The following is a 19225-nucleotide window of genomic DNA, read 5'->3' on the forward strand; positions in this document are numbered from 1 at the left end:
TATGTCACGCAGTCATCGTCTTCTTACTCTTCTCAATCAGCTTGAACAAGCATTAAATGCTCTGTCTCTTTGGCAGGTTGCGCCACCAACTCAGGAAAAGCTGATGAGTAGCGAACCCTTTGCTATCGATACGCTCTCTCCAATTGAATGGTTGCAGTGGATCTTTATCCCGAAAATGAAGTGGTTGATTGAACAGCAGCAATCCTTGCCATCGGGCTTTGCTATTAGTCCTTACTTTGAGGAGGCGTGGAAAGATCGAGGTGAGACCCAAGCGATTCTTCTGCTTCTCAACCAGATCGATGAGGTGTGCGCATAATGCTAGAGATTATTTATCAAGATGAGTATCTGGTCGCAGTCAACAAGCCAGCGGGCATGCTGGTGCATCGTTCATGGCTCGATAAACATGAAACCCAGTTTGTGATGCAAACATTGCGTGACCAAATCGGCCAGCACGTATTTCCTCTACATCGTTTGGATAGACCGACATCGGGCGTGTTGGTATTCGCGTTATCAAGTGAAGTCGCTTCACACGTGATGCCGATGTTTGCCAATCATGAAATGGTCAAGACCTATCATGCTATCGTGAGAGGCTGGATAGAAGAGGGGGATACGCTCGACTACGCATTAAAAGTCGAGCTGGACAAAATTGCTGACAAATTTGCCAATCAAGATAAAGAAGCGCAAGAAGCAATCACCCAGTATGAGCCATTAGCCAAAGTGGAAGTCCCTTACTCGACGGGGCGTTTCCCTACAAGTCGTTACTGCCTAGTCGAGATGAAGCCTAAGACAGGTCGAAAGCATCAGTTGAGACGTCACATGCATCATCTTAGCCACCCAATCATTGGGGATACCTCCCATGGTGATGGTAAGCATAACCGACTGTTTCGTGAACATTATGATTGCCATCGTTTGTTGCTGCATGCCTCTAGTCTAACATTCAAGCACCCATTTACCGGTGAGGAACTGGAGCTTAAAGCGAGCTTTGATGAGACTTGGATGAGTCTGTTTCAGCAATTTGAATGGGCACTGCCGAAAAGTGTAGAAGCGTCGTCATGATCGTGTTGAAGCCATGACTCGCTTTATCGTGAGACAAAAAAAGCAGGCTCCATTCATTCGGAGCCTGCTTTTTTCGTTTTGGTTATTGGCAATGATTATTTGGCGAGGTAAGCCTCGATAGAATTGAGAATACCTTTCGCGTCCAATCCTAGCTCTTCGTATAGCTCCTGTTGGGAGCCTTGAGCCACGAATTCATCAGGTAAGCCTAAGTTTAATACTGGCTTCATTAGCTTTTCTTGCATCATAAATTCAATCACGCCAGCACCAGCACCACCTGCAATCGCGTTCTCTTCCAATGTCACCAGCACATCGTGAGTTTTTGCTAACTCAGTGATAAGGGTTTCATCAAGCGGTTTAACGAAACGCATATCAGCAACGGTTGCGTTGAGTGTTTCAGCAGCTTCAAGTGCTTGAGGTAGGAAAGTACCAAAGTTCAAAATAGCGACGTTTTCACCCTGACGAACGGTACGACCTTTACCGATGTCTAAAGCCGTAAACTCTTGCTCGATATTTGCGCCACAGCCGCTACCTCGAGGATAACGTACCGCACTCGGTCCTTGATGTTGATGTCCAGTATAAAGCATCTGACGACACTCATTTTCATCACTTGGTGCCATGATGACCATATTTGGAATACAGCGCATGAAACTTAAGTCAAACGCGCCTTGGTGCGTTTGACCATCTGCGCCCACAAGTCCCGCGCGGTCGATAGCAAACATGACCGGCAAATCCATAATGGCTACATCGTGGATCAGTTGATCGTAACCGCGTTGTAGGAAGGTCGAGTAGATCGCAACGATGGGCTTATTGCCACCAATCGCAAGTCCGGTTGCTAAAGTAACCGCATGTTGCTCTGCAATCGCAACGTCAAAGTATTGCTCAGGGTATTCCTTCGAAAAACGCACCATACCAGACCCTTCACGCATTGCAGGCGTTATCGCCATGAGCTTGGGATCTTGCGCCGCCATATCGCACAGGAAATCACCAAAGATATTGGAGAAGGTTGGCTTGCCACCCGCACTTTTCGGCAGTTTGCTCTGGGCCGGGTCAAACTTCGGGACACCGTGATAACCAATCGGATCACGTTCGGCTGGCTCATAGCCTTTGCCTTTCTTGGTCATAATGTGCAGGAACTGCGGGCCTTTAAGGTCGCGCATATTCTTGAGTGTTTTTACTAGGTCAAGGACATCGTGACCATCAACTGGGCCGATGTAGTTGAAGCCAAGCTCTTCAAACAGAGTGCCAGGTACCATCATGCCCTTTAGGTGCTCTTCGGTACGGCGAACGAGTTCTTTAATTGGAGGAACGCCAGAGAGAACCTTCTTACCACCCTCACGAATAGAGGTGTAGAAGTTACCTGATAGTAGTTGCGCTAGGTGGTTGTTCAGTGCTCCAACGTTTTCTGAAATCGACATTTCATTGTCGTTAAGCACCACCAGCATATCTGGATGAACATCACCTGCGTGGTTCATGGCTTCAAATGCCATACCTGCTGTGATGGCGCCATCACCGATGACACTCACCACTTTTCGATTTTTGCCTTCTTTCGCCGCAGAGATCGCCATACCTAGGCCAGCGCTGATCGACGTCGATGAGTGACCGACCGAGAGGGTGTCGTATTCACTTTCTTCGCGCCAAGGGAATGGGTGTAAACCGTTCTTTTGACGAATGCTGGACATCTGTTCACGACGACCAGTTAAAATTTTGTGCGGATAGGCTTGGTGGCCGACATCCCATACCAGCTGGTCAAATGGGGTGTTGTAGACGTAATGAATAGCAACCGTCAACTCGACTGTGCCAAGGCCAGAAGCCAGGTGGCCACTAGACTGACTAACGGAATTCAGTAGGTAGGTGCGTAGCTCTTCACACAGTTTTGGCAGCATCTCTTTCGGCAGACTGCGAAGTTCATCTGGAGTGTTTGCCAAAGCGAGTGTTGGATATTTTGAAATATCTAATGTCATTCTAATTCGCGCACTTATTGGTTTAGCTCTTTCGCTCAATCACGTATTGAGCAAAAGATTGTAATAATGTTGTATCGTAAGGCACTTCGTTTAATGCACGCAGTGCTTCTTCGAGCAGTAAGCCCGCTTTTTGTTGAGCGCCTTCCAAGCCGAGCAGAGCCGGGTAGGTACTTTTATGCAGTGCTTGGTCTGAGCCCTGTGGCTTGCCAAGAGTTTCTGTATCGCCAATCACGTCAAGAATGTCGTCTTGAACCTGAAAGGCAAGGCCTATTGCTTTGGCATATCGTTCTAGGGCTGGCAGTACTTGAATGCCTTTTTCACCCGCCGCAAGGGCGCCCAATCTCACTGCACATAGAATCAGCGCACCGGTTTTGTTGCGGTGTATCTCCTCTAACTGAGCAAGAGAAACGAGTTTGTCCTCCGCACTCAAATCAAGACTTTGGCCAACACACATTCCTTGCGCCCCAGATGCTTTTGCCAGCTCCGATACCATTTTAATACGTTGTGACTCGGCGTTGGGTGCAAGTGAACCGTCAGCTAAAATGGTGAAGGCAAGTGTTTGTAGGGCATCACCTGTAAGAATAGCGGTCGCCTCATCAAACTTGATATGACAGGTCGGCTGCCCACGACGCAGCTCGTCGTCATCCATTGCTGGCAAATCATCATGGATTAGAGAGTAAGCGTGAATACACTCAATCGCAGATGCTGGTGTATCCAGATCTTCTAATGATTGACCAAGCATAGTGCCTACAGCATAGACCAAAAATGGTCGGGCACGCTTACCACCAAGAAGTAGGCCATATTTCATGGCTTGGATGAGCGCGTTGTCTTGATGAGGGAGTTGAGATAACCAAACATCCAGTTGTTGGTTGTTACGCGATTGGAGTTCGCTTAAAGCCGCAATCATAGAGGTATCTATTACTTATTCTTGTTCAGTATGAAAATCGCTAAGTTCAGCGTCTTGTCCTTGCTCGAGCAGAATGCTAACGCGTTGTTCAGCGTGCTCTAATTTTGTTTGGCTTGCTCGTGCTAAGGCAATGCCACGCTCAAATTTTTTCAGAGCGTCTTCTAAGGCTAAATCACCGTTTTCAAGCTGTTCAACTAAGCCATCAAGCTCTTCTATGCTTGCTTCAAAGCTCATATTCTCTGGTTTCTTGCTAGCCATGAAATATCTCTTATTTAATAGATGCTCGCAAGTTACATCAGGGCAGGGGCTTGGTCAAACTTATCAGCAGATTTTGTCGCAAAAGTCGGACCTTGAAGTTAACTTTTATTGGCGATAAATGCCTGAATTTTCGTTTGTTCACATCCATTTTGTGGCCGTAGTGTAAAAAAACGCACAATTTCATTAAAAGTTACCTTTCACATGCCGATAAAGCTTTTAAAGCAGTTTACTCTGCGTAAGATATTGCGACTAAAACAAGTAACAAGAATTCTGCGGTTTACGGACTCGCTGATAGCCGGCAAATTTAAGCGCAGATGAAAAAGACGAGGAGCATTGAGTGGATTTAGCAACCCTGATAGGGCTGATAGGTGGTTTTGCCTTTGTAATCATGGCAATGGTGCTAGGCGGCAGTATTTCAATGTTTGTCGATGTGACGTCCATCTTGATCGTTGTGGGTGGTTCAACCTTTGTTGTCTTGATGAAGTTCACTATCGGTCAGTTTCTGGGAGCCGCTAAAATTGCTGCGAAAGCCTTTATGTTCAAGGCTGAGGAACCTGAAGACCTGATTGCAAAAATCGTCGAAATGGCAGATGCGGCACGTAAAGGTGGCTTCTTGGCACTTGAAGAGATGGAAATACATAACAGCTTTATGCAAAAAGGTATCGACTTGCTCGTCGATGGTCACGATGCAGATGTGGTGCGAGCGGCTTTGCAAAAAGATATTGGTTTGACTGATGCCCGACATGATTTCGGTGGTGCTGTTTTTCGCTCGTATGGTGAAGTAGCCCCTGCAATGGGTATGATTGGTACGCTAGTTGGTCTGGTCGCAATGCTATCTAATATGGATGACCCAAAGGCAATTGGGCCAGCAATGGCAGTTGCTCTACTAACGACGCTGTACGGCGCCATTTTAGCGAACATGGTCTTTTTCCCGATAGCAGATAAGTTAGCTTTGCGCCGAGAGCAAGAGACACTAAACCGTCGTTTAATTATGGATGGTGTATTAGCTATTCAGGATGGACAAAATCCACGCGTTATTGACAGCTACTTGAAGAACTACCTCAATGAAGGCAAGCGCTCATTAGGCGTTGACGGATAGCAATGGGAGAGTGGTGATGGAAGAAGAAAATTGCAAATGCCCACCACCCGGTGCACCGGCGTGGATGTCAACCTTCGCGGATTTGATGTCACTCTTGATGTGCTTTTTTGTACTCTTGCTGTCGTTTTCCGAAATGGATGTTCTCAAGTTTAAACAGATTGCAGGTTCGATGAAGTTTGCATTCGGCGTACAGAATAGACTTGAGGTGAAAGATATTCCCAAAGGCACCAGCATTATTGCTCAAGAGTTTAGGCCGGGGCGACCAGAGCCGACACCAATTGATGTCATTATGCAACAGACGATGGACATCACTCAGCAGACGCTTGAGTTTCATGAGGGTGAGTCAGATAGAGCGGGTGGCGCTCAGCGCGATGCCGGTAAGCTTGATGGTGGCCAATCTCCAGAAACATCGACGCAGAACAATCAAAATGTAGAATCCGAGATGAATCAGCAGTTGGCTCAGGCCATGGCTCAAGACATGGATACGTTGGAAGAGTCCATCAAAAAAGCACTGGATCGAGAGATCGAAAGCGGCGCGCTAGAGGTGGAAAACCTCGGTCAACAGATTGTGATTCGTATTCGAGAGAAGGGGGCGTTTCCAGAGGGGTCCGCGTTCTTACAACCCAAGTTTCGTCCATTGGTTCGCCAGATCGCGGATTTGGTGAAATACGTGCCGGGTATGATCAGCATTTCTGGCCATACAGATAACCAGCGTTTGGATTCCGAGCTCTATCGCTCTAACTGGGATTTATCTTCTCAGCGAGCGGTTTCTGTGGCGCAAGAGATGGAAAAGGTACGTGACTTCCCACATAGCAGAATGCGCGTGCAAGGCCTTGCAGATACCAAGCCCTTAGTGCCAAATGACAATGAGGCAATGCGTTCGCGCAATCGCCGGGTCGAAATCAGCATTATGCAAGGGGAACCTCTGTATAGTGATGAGGTTGAAGTCTCGGAGTAGCCCTGGCACTTTTGATGTGAAAAGGTGAGTTGAAAAACTCGCCTTTTTTGTGCGTGTCACTTTGTTGTTTGACTTGTGAGCGTCATGTATACTCACCGACCTTTAAAAGACCAATCCAGACAGGGACTTGTTCGACAGGCTTGGTTTTAGACCAAATTGATAATACAGCGTAGTAAGAGTTGCTATGCTTATAGAGCCTAAGCAGGTCTACCACTCAGTGCTCTTATGTATTCGATTACGAACAAAACGGCGAAATAGTTATGAAATTTATTGTAAAGCCCCATCCAGAAATTTTTGTTAAAAGTGAATCTGTCCGTAAGCGCTTCACTAAAATTCTAGAGTGCAACATTCGTAACATCATTCAGCGTCGCACTGAGTCGGTAGCGGTATTTAACCGCCGTGATCACATTGAAGTGACGTCGGAAAGCGACCAGTACTTCAATGAAGTGATTGAAATTTTAACCACCACGCCTGGTATTCACCATGTATTGGAAGTGAAGCAGTCTGACTTTACCGATATGCACGATATCTTCGAGCAGGTTCTAGAACTAAACCGACCAAATATCGAAAACAAGACGTTCGTGGTGCGTGCTAAGCGTCGTGGTAAGCATGACTTTACGTCGATCGAGCTTGAGCGTTACGTCGGCGGTGGTTTGAACCAAGCGGTTGAATCAGCAAGCGTTAAACTGCATAAGCCAGATGTCACAGTGAAAATTGAGATCGCAGGTGACAAACTAAACCAAGTGATCGCGCGTCATAAAGGCCTTGGCGGTTTCCCTCTTGGTACGCAAGAAGATGTACTGAGTTTGATTTCTGGTGGTTTCGATTCAGGCGTATCGAGCTACTTACATATCAAGCGCGGCTCAAAAACACATTACTGCTTCTTTAACCTGGGTGGCCCAGCACACGAGATCGGTGTGAAGCAAGTGGCTCACTACCTATGGAACAAGTTCGGTTCATCGGCAAAAGTGAAGTTTATCGCGGTTGACTTTGAGCCTGTTGTGGCTGAGATCCTCGAGAAGGTTGATGACGGTCAGATGGGCGTGGTACTTAAGCGTATGTTCATGCGCGCGGGTGGCATGATTGCTGAAAAATTTGGTATTCAAGCTCTAGTGACTGGTGAAGCCCTTGGTCAGGTATCGAGCCAAACTCTGACTAACCTCCGTCATATCGATGTCGTGACTGATACATTGATTTTGCGCCCGCTCATCAACTGGGACAAAGAAGATATCATTGATCTTTCTCGTATCATCGGTACGGAAGATTTCGCTAAAACTATGCCTGAGTACTGTGGCGTGATTTCACGTAAGCCAACAGTGAAAGCCGTGAAAGCGAAGCTGGAAGCCGAAGAAGAGAAGTTCGACTACTCAGTGCTTGAAAAAGTGGTCACCGAGGCTCGTGTGATGGATATCCGTGACATTGAAAAAGAGAGCCAAGAAGCCGCTCCTGAAGTTGAGCAGGTTCAAGACGTCACAGATAACGCGATTGTTCTGGATATTCGTAGCCCAGAAGAAGAGGATGAGAGCCCGTTAGAAATTGATGGTGTCGATGTGAAGCATCTGCCTTTCTATAAGCTAGGTACTCAATTTGGTGATCTTGACCAACAGAAGACCTACCTTCTGTACTGTGACCGTGGCGTAATGAGCCGTCTACAAGCACTGTACCTGCAAGAGCAGGGCTTTAACAACGTTAAGGTTTATCGCCCTTAGAGAGCATCTCAACGTATGCAACAGATAAAACGCAAATCGTTATACGGTTTGCGTTTTTTTGTGCTTGTTTTTAGCAGTGTGTTTTCCTAGTGGATTATCGTCCTGAACTCGTGTGAGGATCTGCTTACAATGAATTATTGGGTCAATACGGCATGCTTGGCTAGATACTGAAATAAATTCAGTATGACAGCGTGTCGGGTATCGATCGAGGTATAGGTATGGAGTTGAGCTTCATGTTAGACCTGCGTATATAAAAAAACACCGCCTTAGGGAGGCGGTGTTAAATATCTTTTTGACAGACAGGTCAAAATGAATACAGGAAGTATGGTTTAGCCGTCAAGGAGGTGACCACTAAACGAATGGTAGAATTCTACCTAAACTCGAAAAGCGAGTTTTGCAAACACAACATCGCAGCAATAAGCCAATCAATTCTAGAGAGAACTGAGCCGTTCAGGCTTCTTGCTACGGGGTGAAATATAGAATTTCTCTAGCCGCCAAGCAACGGACAATTTATAATGTTTCAGATTAAAAAAACTAATGGAAAGTTATCCGTCTATGTCACGCCGACTCCCCCCGCTCAATTCTCTAAAAGTCTTTGAAGCTGCCGCTCGTCATTTGAGCTTTACGCGTGCAGCAGAAGAGCTGTTTGTTACCCAAGCTGCTGTTAGCCATCAGATAAAAGCCCTTGAAGAATTTTTGGGTTTAAAGCTATTTCGCCGCCGCAACCGTTCACTGCTTCTGACCGAGGAAGGTCAAAGCTACTTTACTGACATTAAAGATATTTTTTCCTCAATCGCCGAAGCTACGGATAAGGTGCTTGAGCGCAGTGAGAAAGGGGCTTTAACCATTGCTATGCCGCCAAGCTTTGCTATTCAGTGGCTTGTTCCAAGATTGGCTGATTTTAATCAGCAAGAGCCGGATATTGATGTACGCATTAAAGCCGTGGATATGGACGAAGGCTCACTGACCGATGACGTTGATGTGGCGATTTATTATGGTCGCGGGAGCTGGGGTGGGTTGCGTGCTGATAAGCTCTATCAAGAGTATCTAATGCCCCTCTGTTCTCCCACATTATTGCTTGGGCAAAAGCCACTAGAAACATTAGCTGACCTATCTCAACATACTCTGTTACACAATACCTCACGTAAAGGTTGGAAACAGTTTGTGAAAGAGAACCATCTTACGGAAGTGAATGTTAACCAAGGCCCTATTTTCAGTCATACCACAATGGTCTTGCAGGCAGCAGCTCATGGTCAGGGTATTGCGTTGGGTAACAATGTCCTCGCCCAACCTGAGTTGGACGCTGGCCGTCTCATCGCACCATTTGATGAGATTTTACTGACGCCCAATGCCTTTTATGTCGTGTGCCATGATAAGCAAGCAGACATGGGGCGTATCGCCACGTTCCGTGACTGGATGATTGCTAAGGCGAAGAGTGAGCAGGAGGAGATCCTCAATGGATAACTGGATTACCGATGGTCACGAGGAGCACCCTGTGTTTATCTTTGCTCATGGCGCCGGCGCTGGTATGGATCATGAGTTTATGTCGCAAGTAGCAGCGCAAATAGCGGCTCAAGATATTCATGTAGTTCGGTTTAACTTTCCTTATATGGTGAAGAGAGCGGAAGATGGTAAACGTCGTCCTCCAGATAGAGCGCCTAAGCTATTGGAAGCGTATACTCAAGTCATAGAGTCATTTGCGCCAAGGAAGGTGGTTATCGGCGGTAAGTCGATGGGAGGACGCATGGCTAGCCTACTGGCGGAACACCCAAGTGTGACCGGTGTGGTGTGTATGGGCTTTCCTTTCCATCCACCAGGTAAACCAGAAAACTATAAAGGTGATCATCTAGCCACAATTGAAAAGCCATGTCTTATTTTACAAGGAGAGCGTGACGCTTTTGGCACCAAACAAGAGCTCTCTGAGTTCAAACTGGCTTCGTCGGTTGGTGTTGTGTTTATTCCTGATGGCGACCATAGCTTTAAGCCGCGTAAACGCTCAGGTTTCACTGAACCAGGAAACCTTACATTAGCCGCGCAAAAAGCCGCTACTTTTATTAAGGAGAATAACCATGTCTAGTTCTCTATTGCTGGCGATAGGCGGCGCGTTGTGTGGTTTAGGCGTGATGTTAGGCGCGTTTGCCGCTCATGGGCTTAAAGCGGTCCTATCTCCCTACCTGCTTGATGTATTTCAAACAGGGGTGATGTACCAATTTATCCACGGAATTGGCATTTTGCTCTGTGCAGTCGTCATGAATCAGCGTTCAATGGCTGACAAGGGTAAAAAGCATTTTTCCCGAGCGGCAATTTGCTTTATTATCGGCACCCTTTGTTTTAGTGGCAGCCTATATGCGTTGGCGCTAACGGGCATCAAATGGTTTGGTCCAATAACTCCATTAGGTGGTCTATTGTTTATTATTGGCTGGGGACTGTTTGTTTTCGCAGCTCTGCAATATCAATCTACACATATTAACGAGGATAACTTGTGAAACACTTAATGCTTTACTGCCGTTCAGGCTTTGAAAAAGAGTGTGCTGGTGAAATCCAGGACAAAGCCACTCAGCTGGAGGTGTTTGGTTTTCCTCGCGTCAAAAACAACTCAGGTTACGTGCTATTTGAGTGCTACCAAACCGGTGATGCAGAGCGCTTAGTTAAAGAGCTGGATTTCAAATCGCTGATCTTCGCTCGTCAAATTTTCGCTGTCGCAGCTGAGTTGCAAGATCTCCCAACCGCAGACCGCATTTCACCTATCTTGGAACAGTTGTCTGAGGTGGAAGGCTTCCCGCGTTGTGGTGACCTACGCATTGAAACCCCGGATACCAACGAGGCAAAAGAGCTTCTCAAGTTTTGTCGTAAGTTTACGGTCCCGATGCGCCAAGCATTGCGTGGAAAGGGTTTATTGCTGGCGAAAGATAACCCGAAGAAACCAGTATTGCACATCTGTTTTGTGGCACCGGGTCATTGTTACATTGGTTACTCACTTGTCACTAACAACTCGCAGTTCTTTATGGGTATCCCACGCCTTAAGTTCCCAGCAGACGCGCCAAGTCGCTCGACACTTAAGCTAGAGGAAGCATTCCATGTATTCATTCCACGTGAAGAGTGGGATGAACGCCTTGCTTCGGGTATGTGGGGCGTAGATTTAGGTGCTTGTCCAGGCGGTTGGACGTATCAGTTGGTAAAGCGCTCGATGTTCGTGCACTCGGTTGATAACGGGATGATGGCAGACAGCCTAATGGATACGGGCCAGGTGAAACACCACCAAGAAGACGGTTTTAAATTCGAACCCGCCCGTAAAAATGTGACTTGGCTAGTGTGTGACATGGTGGAGAAACCATCGCGCGTTGCACAACTGATGGGTGAGTGGATCATCCGTGGTTGGGCGAAAGAAGCGATCTTTAACCTCAAATTGCCAATGAAAGGCCGTTACGATGAAGTACTCGAAGACATCGAGAATCTAAAATATTTCATGATTGAAAATGGTGTGAAGTTTAAGATGCAAGCCAAACACCTGTACCACGATCGAGAAGAGATCACGGTGCACATTCAGTGTTTGTCGAATATCTCACCGCGTTAAGTTCAAAAGGGGCTCACAAAATGTGAGCCCCTTTTCTATTGCTGCACCGTCATTAACTCATCCATTATCTGCATGCTTTGCGCGAAGTAGGGGTTATAGGTTAGTCGAGCATGGATTTTGTCGGGCTCTGTGTAGCCCCAAGCGGAATACCAAACATCTTCACCAGCAAGACATTGGGCTTCTAACTCTTCACCTTGTCCATTATTGCAAATCAACATAGTGCCATCTTGACCATATTCCGAGTTATGCGGAGAAAACAGCATCCCCATGTGCGAGCCATTAGATATTTTTAGCTCATCTAATTGCATCGAGAATGTGGTTGCTCGCGTATCTTGTGGCGCGTCCTCTCCAAGCCAAACGAGTTGATTGTCTGGATTGGTCATCACCTTAGAAAATGTGTTTGCCACGTAAGGTGTATCAATCACTTTATCGCCTTCACTTAGTAACATAAACACAGGTTTATCGTAGTGTTGACCTTTGAGCTGTTGACGGACGTTGGAGGAAGTTTGGTAGTACACAGCTGCACCATTCATCGGTAATGAGTTATAGCGCAGATGGCTTATCTCAGGGTCAACATCGACCCAATCAATGAAGTAACTCGCGATATCGGCAAAACGTACGGCTTTAGAAGTTGGTTTAAATGCTGGGGCAAACAACAATAAACCTTCAATCGAATCATCTTGTAATGCGTGCTCTGTGACCAGGTTACCCCCTGTGGAGAAGCCACCTAGCCAAACTGAATCGCTCTCTTGCTTGATAAGTTCAATCTGGTGCTTTACCACGCCTTCCCAATCTTCAATTGAGGGGAGTTGCAGATCTCCCACTTTACTGGCATGACCGGGGAGCAGGATAGTGCGCACAAGATAGCCTTGAGCGGCGAGGTGGCGACCGATATCTTTGAATGAGAATGGACTGTCACCCAAACCATGAACGAGCAGTACAGCCTTTCCATTGGGCTGCTCAGGGTTGAACTGTTGAGGCATGATGAACGACAGTTCTTGCTCCCTATCTTCGGTCAAAAAAATTCGATGCTGGAGCAACCATTGCCGTGTTTCGGTTTGGTATTCGTCGAACCGAGACTGATTGTACGCGGGTAAGTACGCGGAGGCTTGATATTCCGGTTGCTTAGTACTGGAATTACAACCCAGTAAAGACACTGCGGTAAGGAGGGGGAGGGAAAGTTTGGGTAATCTAAACACTAAACCGACGACCTACTCGTTATGAAAGACTCCACAATAATAGGTCATCGATGATGAAAAATCTGTCAATAATAATCAATCTTTTGCGTATCGTATGTCTTGGAGATTGAAGCCTAATTCAATATCCGTTTTAAGTGCTGACACGCGTTTTGACAAGCGAGCAGATTCCATGTGCTCATCAAATTTTTTACGATATTTCTTGGCAAGCTCGTCGGAAGCATAAGCACTTTCAATATCAGGGTATTGAGTGAGTATCTCTTTGGCGGCTTTGGGACCCACTCCCGGAATGCCAGGAACTTGGCTTGAGCTTACACCGGTTAAGCCCCAGTAATCCGCAAGCTGGCTTGGTTTCACGCCAAACTCTTTCTCAATAAATGGCTCATCTAACCAGCGGTGCTGAAAATAGTCTCTGATTTGAAGTGTTGGCGACAACAGTTGGCAGTAGCCTTTATCGGTGGAAATGATCGTGACTTTCTCGCCGTGGCTGGCCACTTTAACTGCCAGTGTTGCGACTAAGTCATCCGCTTCATCGCCTTCAGATAGAAGTGAGTCGATACCAAGCTCCCACCACGCTTGTTGGATACTGTCTAAGCCTGCCATCAGTGGCTCGGGCATGGGTTTTCGATTGGCTTTGTAATCAGGAAGAATCTCAGCTCGCCAACCTCGGTCTTGCAAGTGATGATCAAACACCGCGATGATGTGTGTCGGGTGGCTTTCGTTGATGATGCGCTGCAGCGTACGCCCTGTGGTCGTAATGGTTCGCGCAATATCACTTGGATCAGGCTGAGCAGAGTGGACTCGGCGAATGAGGTTTAGGGCATCAATGATCACAAGATGAAGAGGCATAATATTCCAAAAAATAAGGGCTTAGTTCAGCCCTTATTTTAATCTATGTCCTCAGGATTACTAGAGGGAGGGCAAGCTTCTAGGTGGTGATTTTATAACAAGGTACATAAGCCGTGCCGCCTGGGAGCTTCATGCGACCCTGCTCAACAAAGTCTTGCAGTAGTTTGTCCATTTTTTTCATCAAATCTTTGTCGCCATTAAGCTCAAATGGACCGTGGCGTTCGATCTCTTTGATGCCTTCTGCTTTCACGTTGCCTGCGACAATGCCGGAGAAGGCTTGGCGTAATGCCGCAGCTAAATTTTCAGGGCGTTGATTTAAGTGTAAATCCAGCGCAGACATGCTCTCATGTGTTGGATCGAAAGGCAGTTGAAATTCAGGTGCAATTTTTAGAGACCAGTTGAAGCTGTAGGCATCTCCGTTATCTTTGCGGTGGTCGCGGACTTTTGGCATCGCACGTTTCATGATCCGTGCCGCCTCAGCAGGATTGTCGATAACGATCGTGTAGTGCTTTTGAGCCTGCTCTCCCAGAGTTTCTCCAATAAAGCGGTCAATCGAGCGGAAGTACTCTTCACTCTCTTTAGGGCCGGTTAAAACAATAGGTAATGGCTGCTCAACATTATCCGGATGCATCATAATACCCAGGATGTACAGCAGCTCTTCCGCTGTGCCTGGGCCGCCAGGGAAAATAACAATCCCGTGAGCCATACGAACAAAGGCTTCAAGGCGCTTTTCAATGTCTGGCATGATCACCAGCTCGTTGACGATGGGGTTTGGTGGCTCAGCAGCAATGATGGATGGTTCAGTAAGCCCTAGGTAGCGCTGCTCGGCATAACGTTGCTTTGCATGACCAATGGCCGCGCCCTTCATCGGACCCTCCATCGCACCAGGACCACAGCCCGTGCAGATATTGAGCTCACGCAGTCCAAGTTCGTTTCCTACTTCTCGAGTGTATTGATACTCGATTGCGTTTATGGAGTGGCCACCCCAACATACGATGAGATTTGGGTCGATACCCGGAGTCAGTGAGCCCGCGTTGCGCAAAATACCAAATACAAGGTTGGTGATATGCACAGCATTAGTCAGGTTGAGACGTTGGTTATCCGCAAGGTGCATGTTGACGTAAACGATGTCACGTAGCACAGAAAACAGGTGTTCTTGTATGCCTTTGATGATCTCACCATCAACGAACGCATGCTCGGGTGGGTTGCTTAATTCGAGTTTGATGCCGCGTTCACGTCTTACAACGTTGACGTCAAATGATTTGTGTTTATCAAGCAACTCTTTTGAGTTGTCGGTATGGCTACCAGAGTTGAGCACGGCAAGCGTACAGTTGCGGTACAGTTGGTAGAGGTCGCTAGAGGCAGTCTTTTTAAGGCGCTCAACTTCTAGTTGAGAAAGCAGATCCATACTCCCTGCAGGACTAATAATCGTATTCATTGAACCTCCTTTGAGGTATTCCCCAATTTATTGTTTTTCTTCGTTGTTTGAGAGGGTTAATGTTAACCACCTCTTAATACAACCTATATCACACTCGTCTAAGTTGCAAAGATGTAAAGGAACAAAATCAATGAGGTATGTGAGGTCAGGCAGGGTTTATAAGTCTGTTTGGCGATTATTTCCACGCGACTTGTTGTTTGCCGCGCTTTTTGGCTTCGTCTAGATAGTGCTGCAAGCGTTCCATGACTTCCTCAGGAGAATCTGAGTTTTTAAACGCCGTACTGGCAATAGATGCGGTAATCGAGATTTGCTGATCTTTAAACTTAAATGGAAGTTTTGAGATTGCGACTTGAATGCGAGTAATAAGGTCGTGAGCATCGTTATCTGAACGATTAGGTAGGATCAGCGCAAACTCTTCACCACCGAAGCGACCCACAATATCGGTGTCGATTAGCTCTGTACTGATCGTTCTAGCAATGATTTTAAGGGCCTTATCACCTGCAGAGTAGCCAAAACTGTCATTAAGTGCTTTAAAGTTGTCGATATCAAGAAGTGCAACACGAAGTGGTTCTTGTGAGCGTACCCAACGACGATACTCTAGCTCTAGGTGATCATTGAAGGCGCTGCGGTTGTAAACCTTAGTCAGTGGGTCAAGCAGCAGACGCTTTGATTGATCATCAAGGCGGCGACGGTGATCTTGAGTTTGTTCAAACAGTGATTGAACTTGACCTTGGCTGTAGTTCATTTGATCGATAAGGCTTTGCTCTCGTTGCTCAGCAAGCTTGAGTCGCTCAGACAGTGAACTAAGCTGTGAAACCATAGTGTCCATGCTGCCTTTGAGCTGGTCAAAAGACTCTGCGTTGTTGATGCAATGTTGAGATTTACTCGCGAGAAGATCGAGTTCACGGTTCATCTCTTTGCGCTGCTCAAGGTAGCTATACTGAGTTTCAATGCTTTGAGAGCTGTTTTTTAGTGAGGAAGCGAGTGTCGTATTGACTTGTTCGAGAAATTGCTCTGAGGATTTACGCTCAAAGTGCGTACCATCAATCACCAGTTTGAGAACTTGCAACGTTAGCTCTAGTAGACTTTCTGTGCTTACACCGATGAGAAGTTTGGCTCGAATATCAAACAGAAGCTCTCCTGAGTCTCCCTCAAAATCAAGTTCAGTGATCAGGTGTTGCAGCTCACTAGAAAGTCGCATCAGCAGCTCGCGATCCGCAGAGTTTTCGAGGTCGTTGATCGCAACATCAGGGTTGGAGGTGAGGATCTTGACTGAACGCTGGTACAACTCAAGGAGCGAGCTAGCTAATTCGAGTTTGATGGCAATAGGAGAAGATGCCTGAGCAAGAACCTCGCGTAAATCGCGTTTGAGCTTCGTAGGAAGCCCAGGCACGCGAAGTAGTGTTTCCCCACAACGAACAAAATCGTCGGAAGATTGCGCTTCGCGTTTACTATTATCGCTGATTTGCTGGCGTAGTTGACGTTCGACAACCGCTAACTGAGGAACCAGCTTACTGATGTCTTGTTTTTGCTCCATCGCGTAACGAAGATCATCTAGTGCACGTCGAAGAGAGTCAGAATGGGTAAAACAAGCTTCAGCAAGTGTACTAACAGCACGTCTTAGTACGGTGAGTTCACGCGTTTTCTTAAAGTTGCTTTCTCTCTGGCTGAGGCGAGCCTCTTCCAGTTGATGTTTCAACTTATGAATTTCTGCTTGAATGTCGTGTTCTAAAACGCCCATCTACTACAACTACTTGCTAATTCTTAATTTGCTAACCTGAATCTCTAATAAAAAGTCATGCTTTAATTTAAAGCGTTCAGATCGTGCGATTATTAATGGAACTTTCGCTAAATCGATAATATAAAAATTCTGTATACATCAGTTATTTACTAGATTATCGATAATAACATCTTTGTATATTGAGTCACTGAATCTTTTTATGTATCGGCCAAATATTAATTAGCTTTAAGTAATTTTTTGATGTTGTCCTCATTCTTGCAGGAAGAGTGGACTTTAATCAGGCCTTGATTAATAGCCATCTGACAAGCTGCCCGTACATTACCGCGCCCCATACTTGCTGCGGGGGCGTTATCTATCGCCTTGAAGTAGACCCATTGACTTGACTGCTCTTTCATACTGATATTTCTCGCGATGCTGGCTGACATCAATAAAATATCGAGCAGCTCCTTGTCATCAACAGCGGTATATGCTCTTGGTAAGAAAGGATAGTCAGCGATGCCCATTCGAACGGTACGATTGAGTTTTTTCTCTACTTCGAATTCATTTATCCATGTTTGTATTTTGTTGAACAAATCTTCCGGTGAAAGTTCAAGATCAGATTTTGGTTCAATGTACAGTAAGTTCGCGTCAGAGTAGTGATAGATACGCGCAGGTGCTGTGACCTTTTCTTTCAGGTAAGCACCAAACGCTTGTTCTAGCTCTAATCCTGCTTTGTATCCATGTTGAAGATACAGATTGCGCAGAAATGGCACATCGATGAGGACAAAGTGCAGGCGGTCACTCAGAGGTTCATTGATCAGCTCACCAACGTTCCATTCAAGTAGTCCTTTCTGATTCAAAGGCAAGCGCTTATTTAGCATGCGCAGGTTACTCAATCCAGAACGGGTGTGACTAAAGAGCTCTTTATTAACAATACTAAGTTGCTGTTTTTGGCGTTGTAGAACAACGCCTCGGCGAGAGAACCAAATAAGCAGAAGCATCAAAGTGACGATGAGCCCCATCGTTACCCGACGGAAGGTAATTAACTCATGATTAATTTCAGCAAGTTCTTGTTGCTGACCTTCAAGGTGCAAGGTTTTCTCAACAAACTCTTTTTGCTGACGAAAGGCCTCCTCGTTAATTAGGTTGAGAGACTCCTGCAAAATAGCGTTGATACGGTTGTAATGCTTAAGATGGAGTAAGGCGAAATCGAACTGCTTGTCACGCTCATAACCCATTTGTAAGAGCAAATGAGCGTTTGCTTCAAGCTCAAGATTGTCGGTTTGTACCGCAATATCTAATGCTTGCTCAGCAAGTTCTACGACTGTACTGCCCTCAGCCTGATGATATGCCAAACCCGCCTGTAATAGTAGGGAACGACCTTTCATCGCTGGAATATCGGTATAGCGAAGCAGCTCTTGAGCGCGTTTCAAATATTGTTCGCTCAGAGAGTAGTTATAAAGCTGGAGGTAGGTCGCAGCGAGAGATAGGCGAATATCAATCACGTTCTCTACGTTGCTCCCGTTACGCTCTTGGTCCAACACATTGAAGTAGTGGACAAGCGCTAAGTTGTAGCGCCCTTGCTGAAAGTACACATCGCCCATCATCTTAAGCAGTTTGATCAGTTTAGGAGACGCTTGGTAACTGCCATAGAAGTCAGCCGCTTGTGATAGGTGATCGAGTGCTTTATCGAGTACCTCTCGCTCATAGAACAAGTTTGCGAGGTAGGTGTTCACTATCGCTAATTGCGCACTGGAGTTCTCTTCGATCGCTTTCCAGTAGGCCATCAGCAGAGAAGAGAGTGAGCGGTTGTATAAGCGATGCTCTAGATAGTGTTTACCCACTGTGGTGTGAAACTCAATAAAAACACGGGGGTTGTTTGCTCTATCAATGTAGGGCTTGATGGCATCGTATAGCGCTTGAGCACGTTCGAGGTTGTTTTCTGCTGATGCAATCGCCGCTTCAAACATCGTTAACTTATAGTTGATGCCCTTAGCAAACTGTTCAGAGTTACGGATAGCGAGATAATCTTGTCGCAGCCCCTCGAGGGTCACTTTTGCTTTTTCGGTATTGCCGTCTGCATGCCAAGCCAGCTGGGTTTGGAGAATACGTACATCAATATTGAGAAAAGGTAACGTATATTGCGTGGTCAGCTCAATAGCCTCAGTTAGGTGTTGGTTAGAGGCATGGTAGTTACCCAGGTTATACTCCGCTTGAGCCAGAATTTTTAAAGCCTCGACTGAACTGGTGGGTGATCGTGTATCGGCATTGCCGTCACGATTGACCATGTTCATATTGGTTTCTGCTTTTAAGCGACGCTGACTGAGGAAGTTCTTAGTCAACTCCTTGGATTGCTGTGGAATAATATCCACAAGCCCCTCGGCTTCGCGCAGCAAAGGAGAGGAGTAGATATCTGCTTTAACACCGAAAGAAGCCAGTGCCACCAATATCGTTAGCAAACCGATGAAAGAGTGAAAAAGACGCCCTTGTCCTACCATGT

17 protein-coding genes are annotated in these 19225 nt (G+C 46.4%); 9 read left to right on the top strand and 8 right to left on the bottom strand.

Annotated elements, in window-relative coordinates:
• Position 1: 1 nt before the first annotated feature.
• Both GT360_RS03690 and truC read left to right on the top strand, forming a co-directional pair.
• On the top strand, positions 2 to 316 hold the full coding sequence (locus tag GT360_RS03690) for a YqcC family protein (RefSeq protein WP_164647565.1): 315 nt from the start codon (positions 2 to 4) through the stop codon (positions 314 to 316).
• Positions 307 to 1056 carry a tRNA pseudouridine(65) synthase TruC gene (truC, locus tag GT360_RS03695; RefSeq protein ID WP_164647566.1) on the top strand — a complete coding sequence of 250 codons (750 nt, stop codon included), beginning with the start codon at positions 307 to 309 and terminating at the stop codon, positions 1054 to 1056. Before GT360_RS03690 ends, truC begins: the two co-directional genes overlap by 10 nt.
• Positions 1057 to 1151: 95 nt before the next feature.
• On the opposite strand, the gene dxs is transcribed toward truC, so the two are convergent.
• From dxs to xseB, 3 genes are read right to left on the bottom strand one after another with little or no spacing between them, the layout of a single operon-like run.
• Complete coding sequence (gene dxs, locus GT360_RS03700; RefSeq protein ID WP_164647567.1) at positions 1152 to 3017, bottom strand: 1-deoxy-D-xylulose-5-phosphate synthase; 1866 nt, start codon at positions 3015 to 3017, stop codon at positions 1152 to 1154.
• A gap of 22 nt (positions 3018 to 3039) precedes the next feature.
• Positions 3040 to 3924: a (2E,6E)-farnesyl diphosphate synthase gene (gene ispA / locus GT360_RS03705; protein WP_164647568.1), complete on the bottom strand. Its 885-nt coding sequence runs from the start codon at positions 3922 to 3924 to the stop codon at positions 3040 to 3042.
• Between the two features lie 15 nt (positions 3925 to 3939).
• The gene (gene xseB / locus GT360_RS03710) at positions 3940 to 4182 is read right to left on the bottom strand and encodes an exodeoxyribonuclease VII small subunit (protein ID WP_164647569.1); all 243 of its coding nucleotides are present in this window, start codon (positions 4180 to 4182) and stop codon (positions 3940 to 3942) included.
• A gap of 337 nt (positions 4183 to 4519) precedes the next feature.
• Here xseB and pomA point away from each other — a divergent pair, with 337 nt between their 5' ends.
• From pomA to rlmM, 7 genes are all read left to right on the top strand, one after another.
• Complete coding sequence (pomA, locus tag GT360_RS03715; RefSeq protein WP_164647570.1) at positions 4520 to 5281, top strand: flagellar motor protein PomA; 762 nt, start codon at positions 4520 to 4522, stop codon at positions 5279 to 5281.
• A gap of 16 nt (positions 5282 to 5297) precedes the next feature.
• Positions 5298 to 6239 (top strand): flagellar motor protein MotB, encoded by a 942-nt coding sequence (locus tag GT360_RS03720; RefSeq protein WP_164647571.1) that lies wholly within the window; start codon positions 5298 to 5300, stop codon positions 6237 to 6239.
• 260 nt (positions 6240 to 6499) lie between these two features.
• The gene (gene thiI, locus GT360_RS03725; RefSeq protein WP_164647572.1) at positions 6500 to 7948 is read left to right on the top strand and encodes a tRNA uracil 4-sulfurtransferase ThiI; all 1449 of its coding nucleotides are present in this window, start codon (positions 6500 to 6502) and stop codon (positions 7946 to 7948) included.
• 555 nt (positions 7949 to 8503) lie between these two features.
• On the top strand, positions 8504 to 9412 hold the full coding sequence (locus tag GT360_RS03730) for a transcriptional regulator GcvA (RefSeq protein ID WP_164647573.1): 909 nt from the start codon (positions 8504 to 8506) through the stop codon (positions 9410 to 9412).
• Complete coding sequence (locus tag GT360_RS03735) at positions 9405 to 10025, top strand: alpha/beta fold hydrolase (protein WP_164647574.1); 621 nt, start codon at positions 9405 to 9407, stop codon at positions 10023 to 10025. Before GT360_RS03730 ends, GT360_RS03735 begins: the two co-directional genes overlap by 8 nt.
• Complete coding sequence (locus GT360_RS03740; protein ID WP_164647575.1) at positions 10018 to 10434, top strand: DUF423 domain-containing protein; 417 nt, start codon at positions 10018 to 10020, stop codon at positions 10432 to 10434. Before GT360_RS03735 ends, GT360_RS03740 begins: the two co-directional genes overlap by 8 nt.
• Positions 10431 to 11522, top strand: a complete 1092-nt coding sequence (rlmM, locus tag GT360_RS03745; RefSeq protein ID WP_164647576.1) for a 23S rRNA (cytidine(2498)-2'-O)-methyltransferase RlmM — start codon at positions 10431 to 10433, stop codon at positions 11520 to 11522. The genes GT360_RS03740 and rlmM overlap by 4 nt, the downstream gene beginning before the upstream one ends.
• A 35-nt stretch (positions 11523 to 11557) precedes the next feature.
• Here rlmM and GT360_RS03750 read toward each other — a convergent pair whose 3' ends face one another.
• From GT360_RS03750 to GT360_RS03770, 5 genes are all read right to left on the bottom strand, one after another.
• Entirely contained in the window at positions 11558 to 12721 is a 1164-nt protein-coding gene (locus GT360_RS03750; protein WP_164647577.1) for an alpha/beta hydrolase, read from the bottom strand.
• A 75-nt stretch (positions 12722 to 12796) separates the two neighbouring features.
• The gene (gene xni / locus GT360_RS03755; RefSeq protein ID WP_164647578.1) at positions 12797 to 13567 is read right to left on the bottom strand and encodes a flap endonuclease Xni; all 771 of its coding nucleotides are present in this window, start codon (positions 13565 to 13567) and stop codon (positions 12797 to 12799) included.
• A gap of 79 nt (positions 13568 to 13646) precedes the next feature.
• Positions 13647 to 15005 (bottom strand): nucleotide 5'-monophosphate nucleosidase PpnN, encoded by a 1359-nt coding sequence (ppnN, locus tag GT360_RS03760; RefSeq protein ID WP_164647579.1) that lies wholly within the window; start codon positions 15003 to 15005, stop codon positions 13647 to 13649.
• A 175-nt stretch (positions 15006 to 15180) separates the two neighbouring features.
• Positions 15181 to 16746: a GGDEF domain-containing protein gene (locus tag GT360_RS03765; RefSeq protein WP_164647580.1), complete on the bottom strand. Its 1566-nt coding sequence runs from the start codon at positions 16744 to 16746 to the stop codon at positions 15181 to 15183.
• A 215-nt stretch (positions 16747 to 16961) separates the two neighbouring features.
• Positions 16962 to 19223 carry a tetratricopeptide repeat protein gene (locus GT360_RS03770; RefSeq protein WP_164647581.1) on the bottom strand — a complete coding sequence of 754 codons (2262 nt, stop codon included), beginning with the start codon at positions 19221 to 19223 and terminating at the stop codon, positions 16962 to 16964.
• Between the last annotated feature and the right edge of the window lie 2 nt (positions 19224 to 19225).

It is taken from the genome of Vibrio astriarenae, from assembly GCF_010587385.1.
GTDB lineage: Bacteria > Pseudomonadota > Gammaproteobacteria > Enterobacterales > Vibrionaceae > Vibrio > Vibrio astriarenae.

Coding starts and splice junctions, on each gene's coding strand:
- GT360_RS03735 (WP_164647574.1), top strand. CDS start 9,405: ATGGATAACTGGATTACCGATGGTCACGAGGAGCACCCTGTGTTTATC.
- ppnN (WP_164647579.1), bottom strand. CDS start 15,005: ATGAATACGATTATTAGTCCTGCAGGGAGTATGGATCTGCTTTCTCAA.
- GT360_RS03720 (WP_164647571.1), top strand. CDS start 5,298: ATGGAAGAAGAAAATTGCAAATGCCCACCACCCGGTGCACCGGCGTGG.
- GT360_RS03690 (WP_164647565.1), top strand. CDS start 2: ATGTCACGCAGTCATCGTCTTCTTACTCTTCTCAATCAGCTTGAACAA.
- xni (WP_164647578.1), bottom strand. CDS start 13,567: ATGCCTCTTCATCTTGTGATCATTGATGCCCTAAACCTCATTCGCCGA.
- GT360_RS03740 (WP_164647575.1), top strand. CDS start 10,018: ATGTCTAGTTCTCTATTGCTGGCGATAGGCGGCGCGTTGTGTGGTTTA.
- ispA (WP_164647568.1), bottom strand. CDS start 3,924: ATGATTGCGGCTTTAAGCGAACTCCAATCGCGTAACAACCAACAACTG.
- GT360_RS03730 (WP_164647573.1), top strand. CDS start 8,504: ATGTCACGCCGACTCCCCCCGCTCAATTCTCTAAAAGTCTTTGAAGCT.
- GT360_RS03770 (WP_164647581.1), bottom strand. CDS start 19,223: ATGGTAGGACAAGGGCGTCTTTTTCACTCTTTCATCGGTTTGCTAACG.
- thiI (WP_164647572.1), top strand. CDS start 6,500: ATGAAATTTATTGTAAAGCCCCATCCAGAAATTTTTGTTAAAAGTGAA.
- GT360_RS03765 (WP_164647580.1), bottom strand. CDS start 16,746: ATGGGCGTTTTAGAACACGACATTCAAGCAGAAATTCATAAGTTGAAA.
- xseB (WP_164647569.1), bottom strand. CDS start 4,182: ATGGCTAGCAAGAAACCAGAGAATATGAGCTTTGAAGCAAGCATAGAA.
- dxs (WP_164647567.1), bottom strand. CDS start 3,017: ATGACATTAGATATTTCAAAATATCCAACACTCGCTTTGGCAAACACT.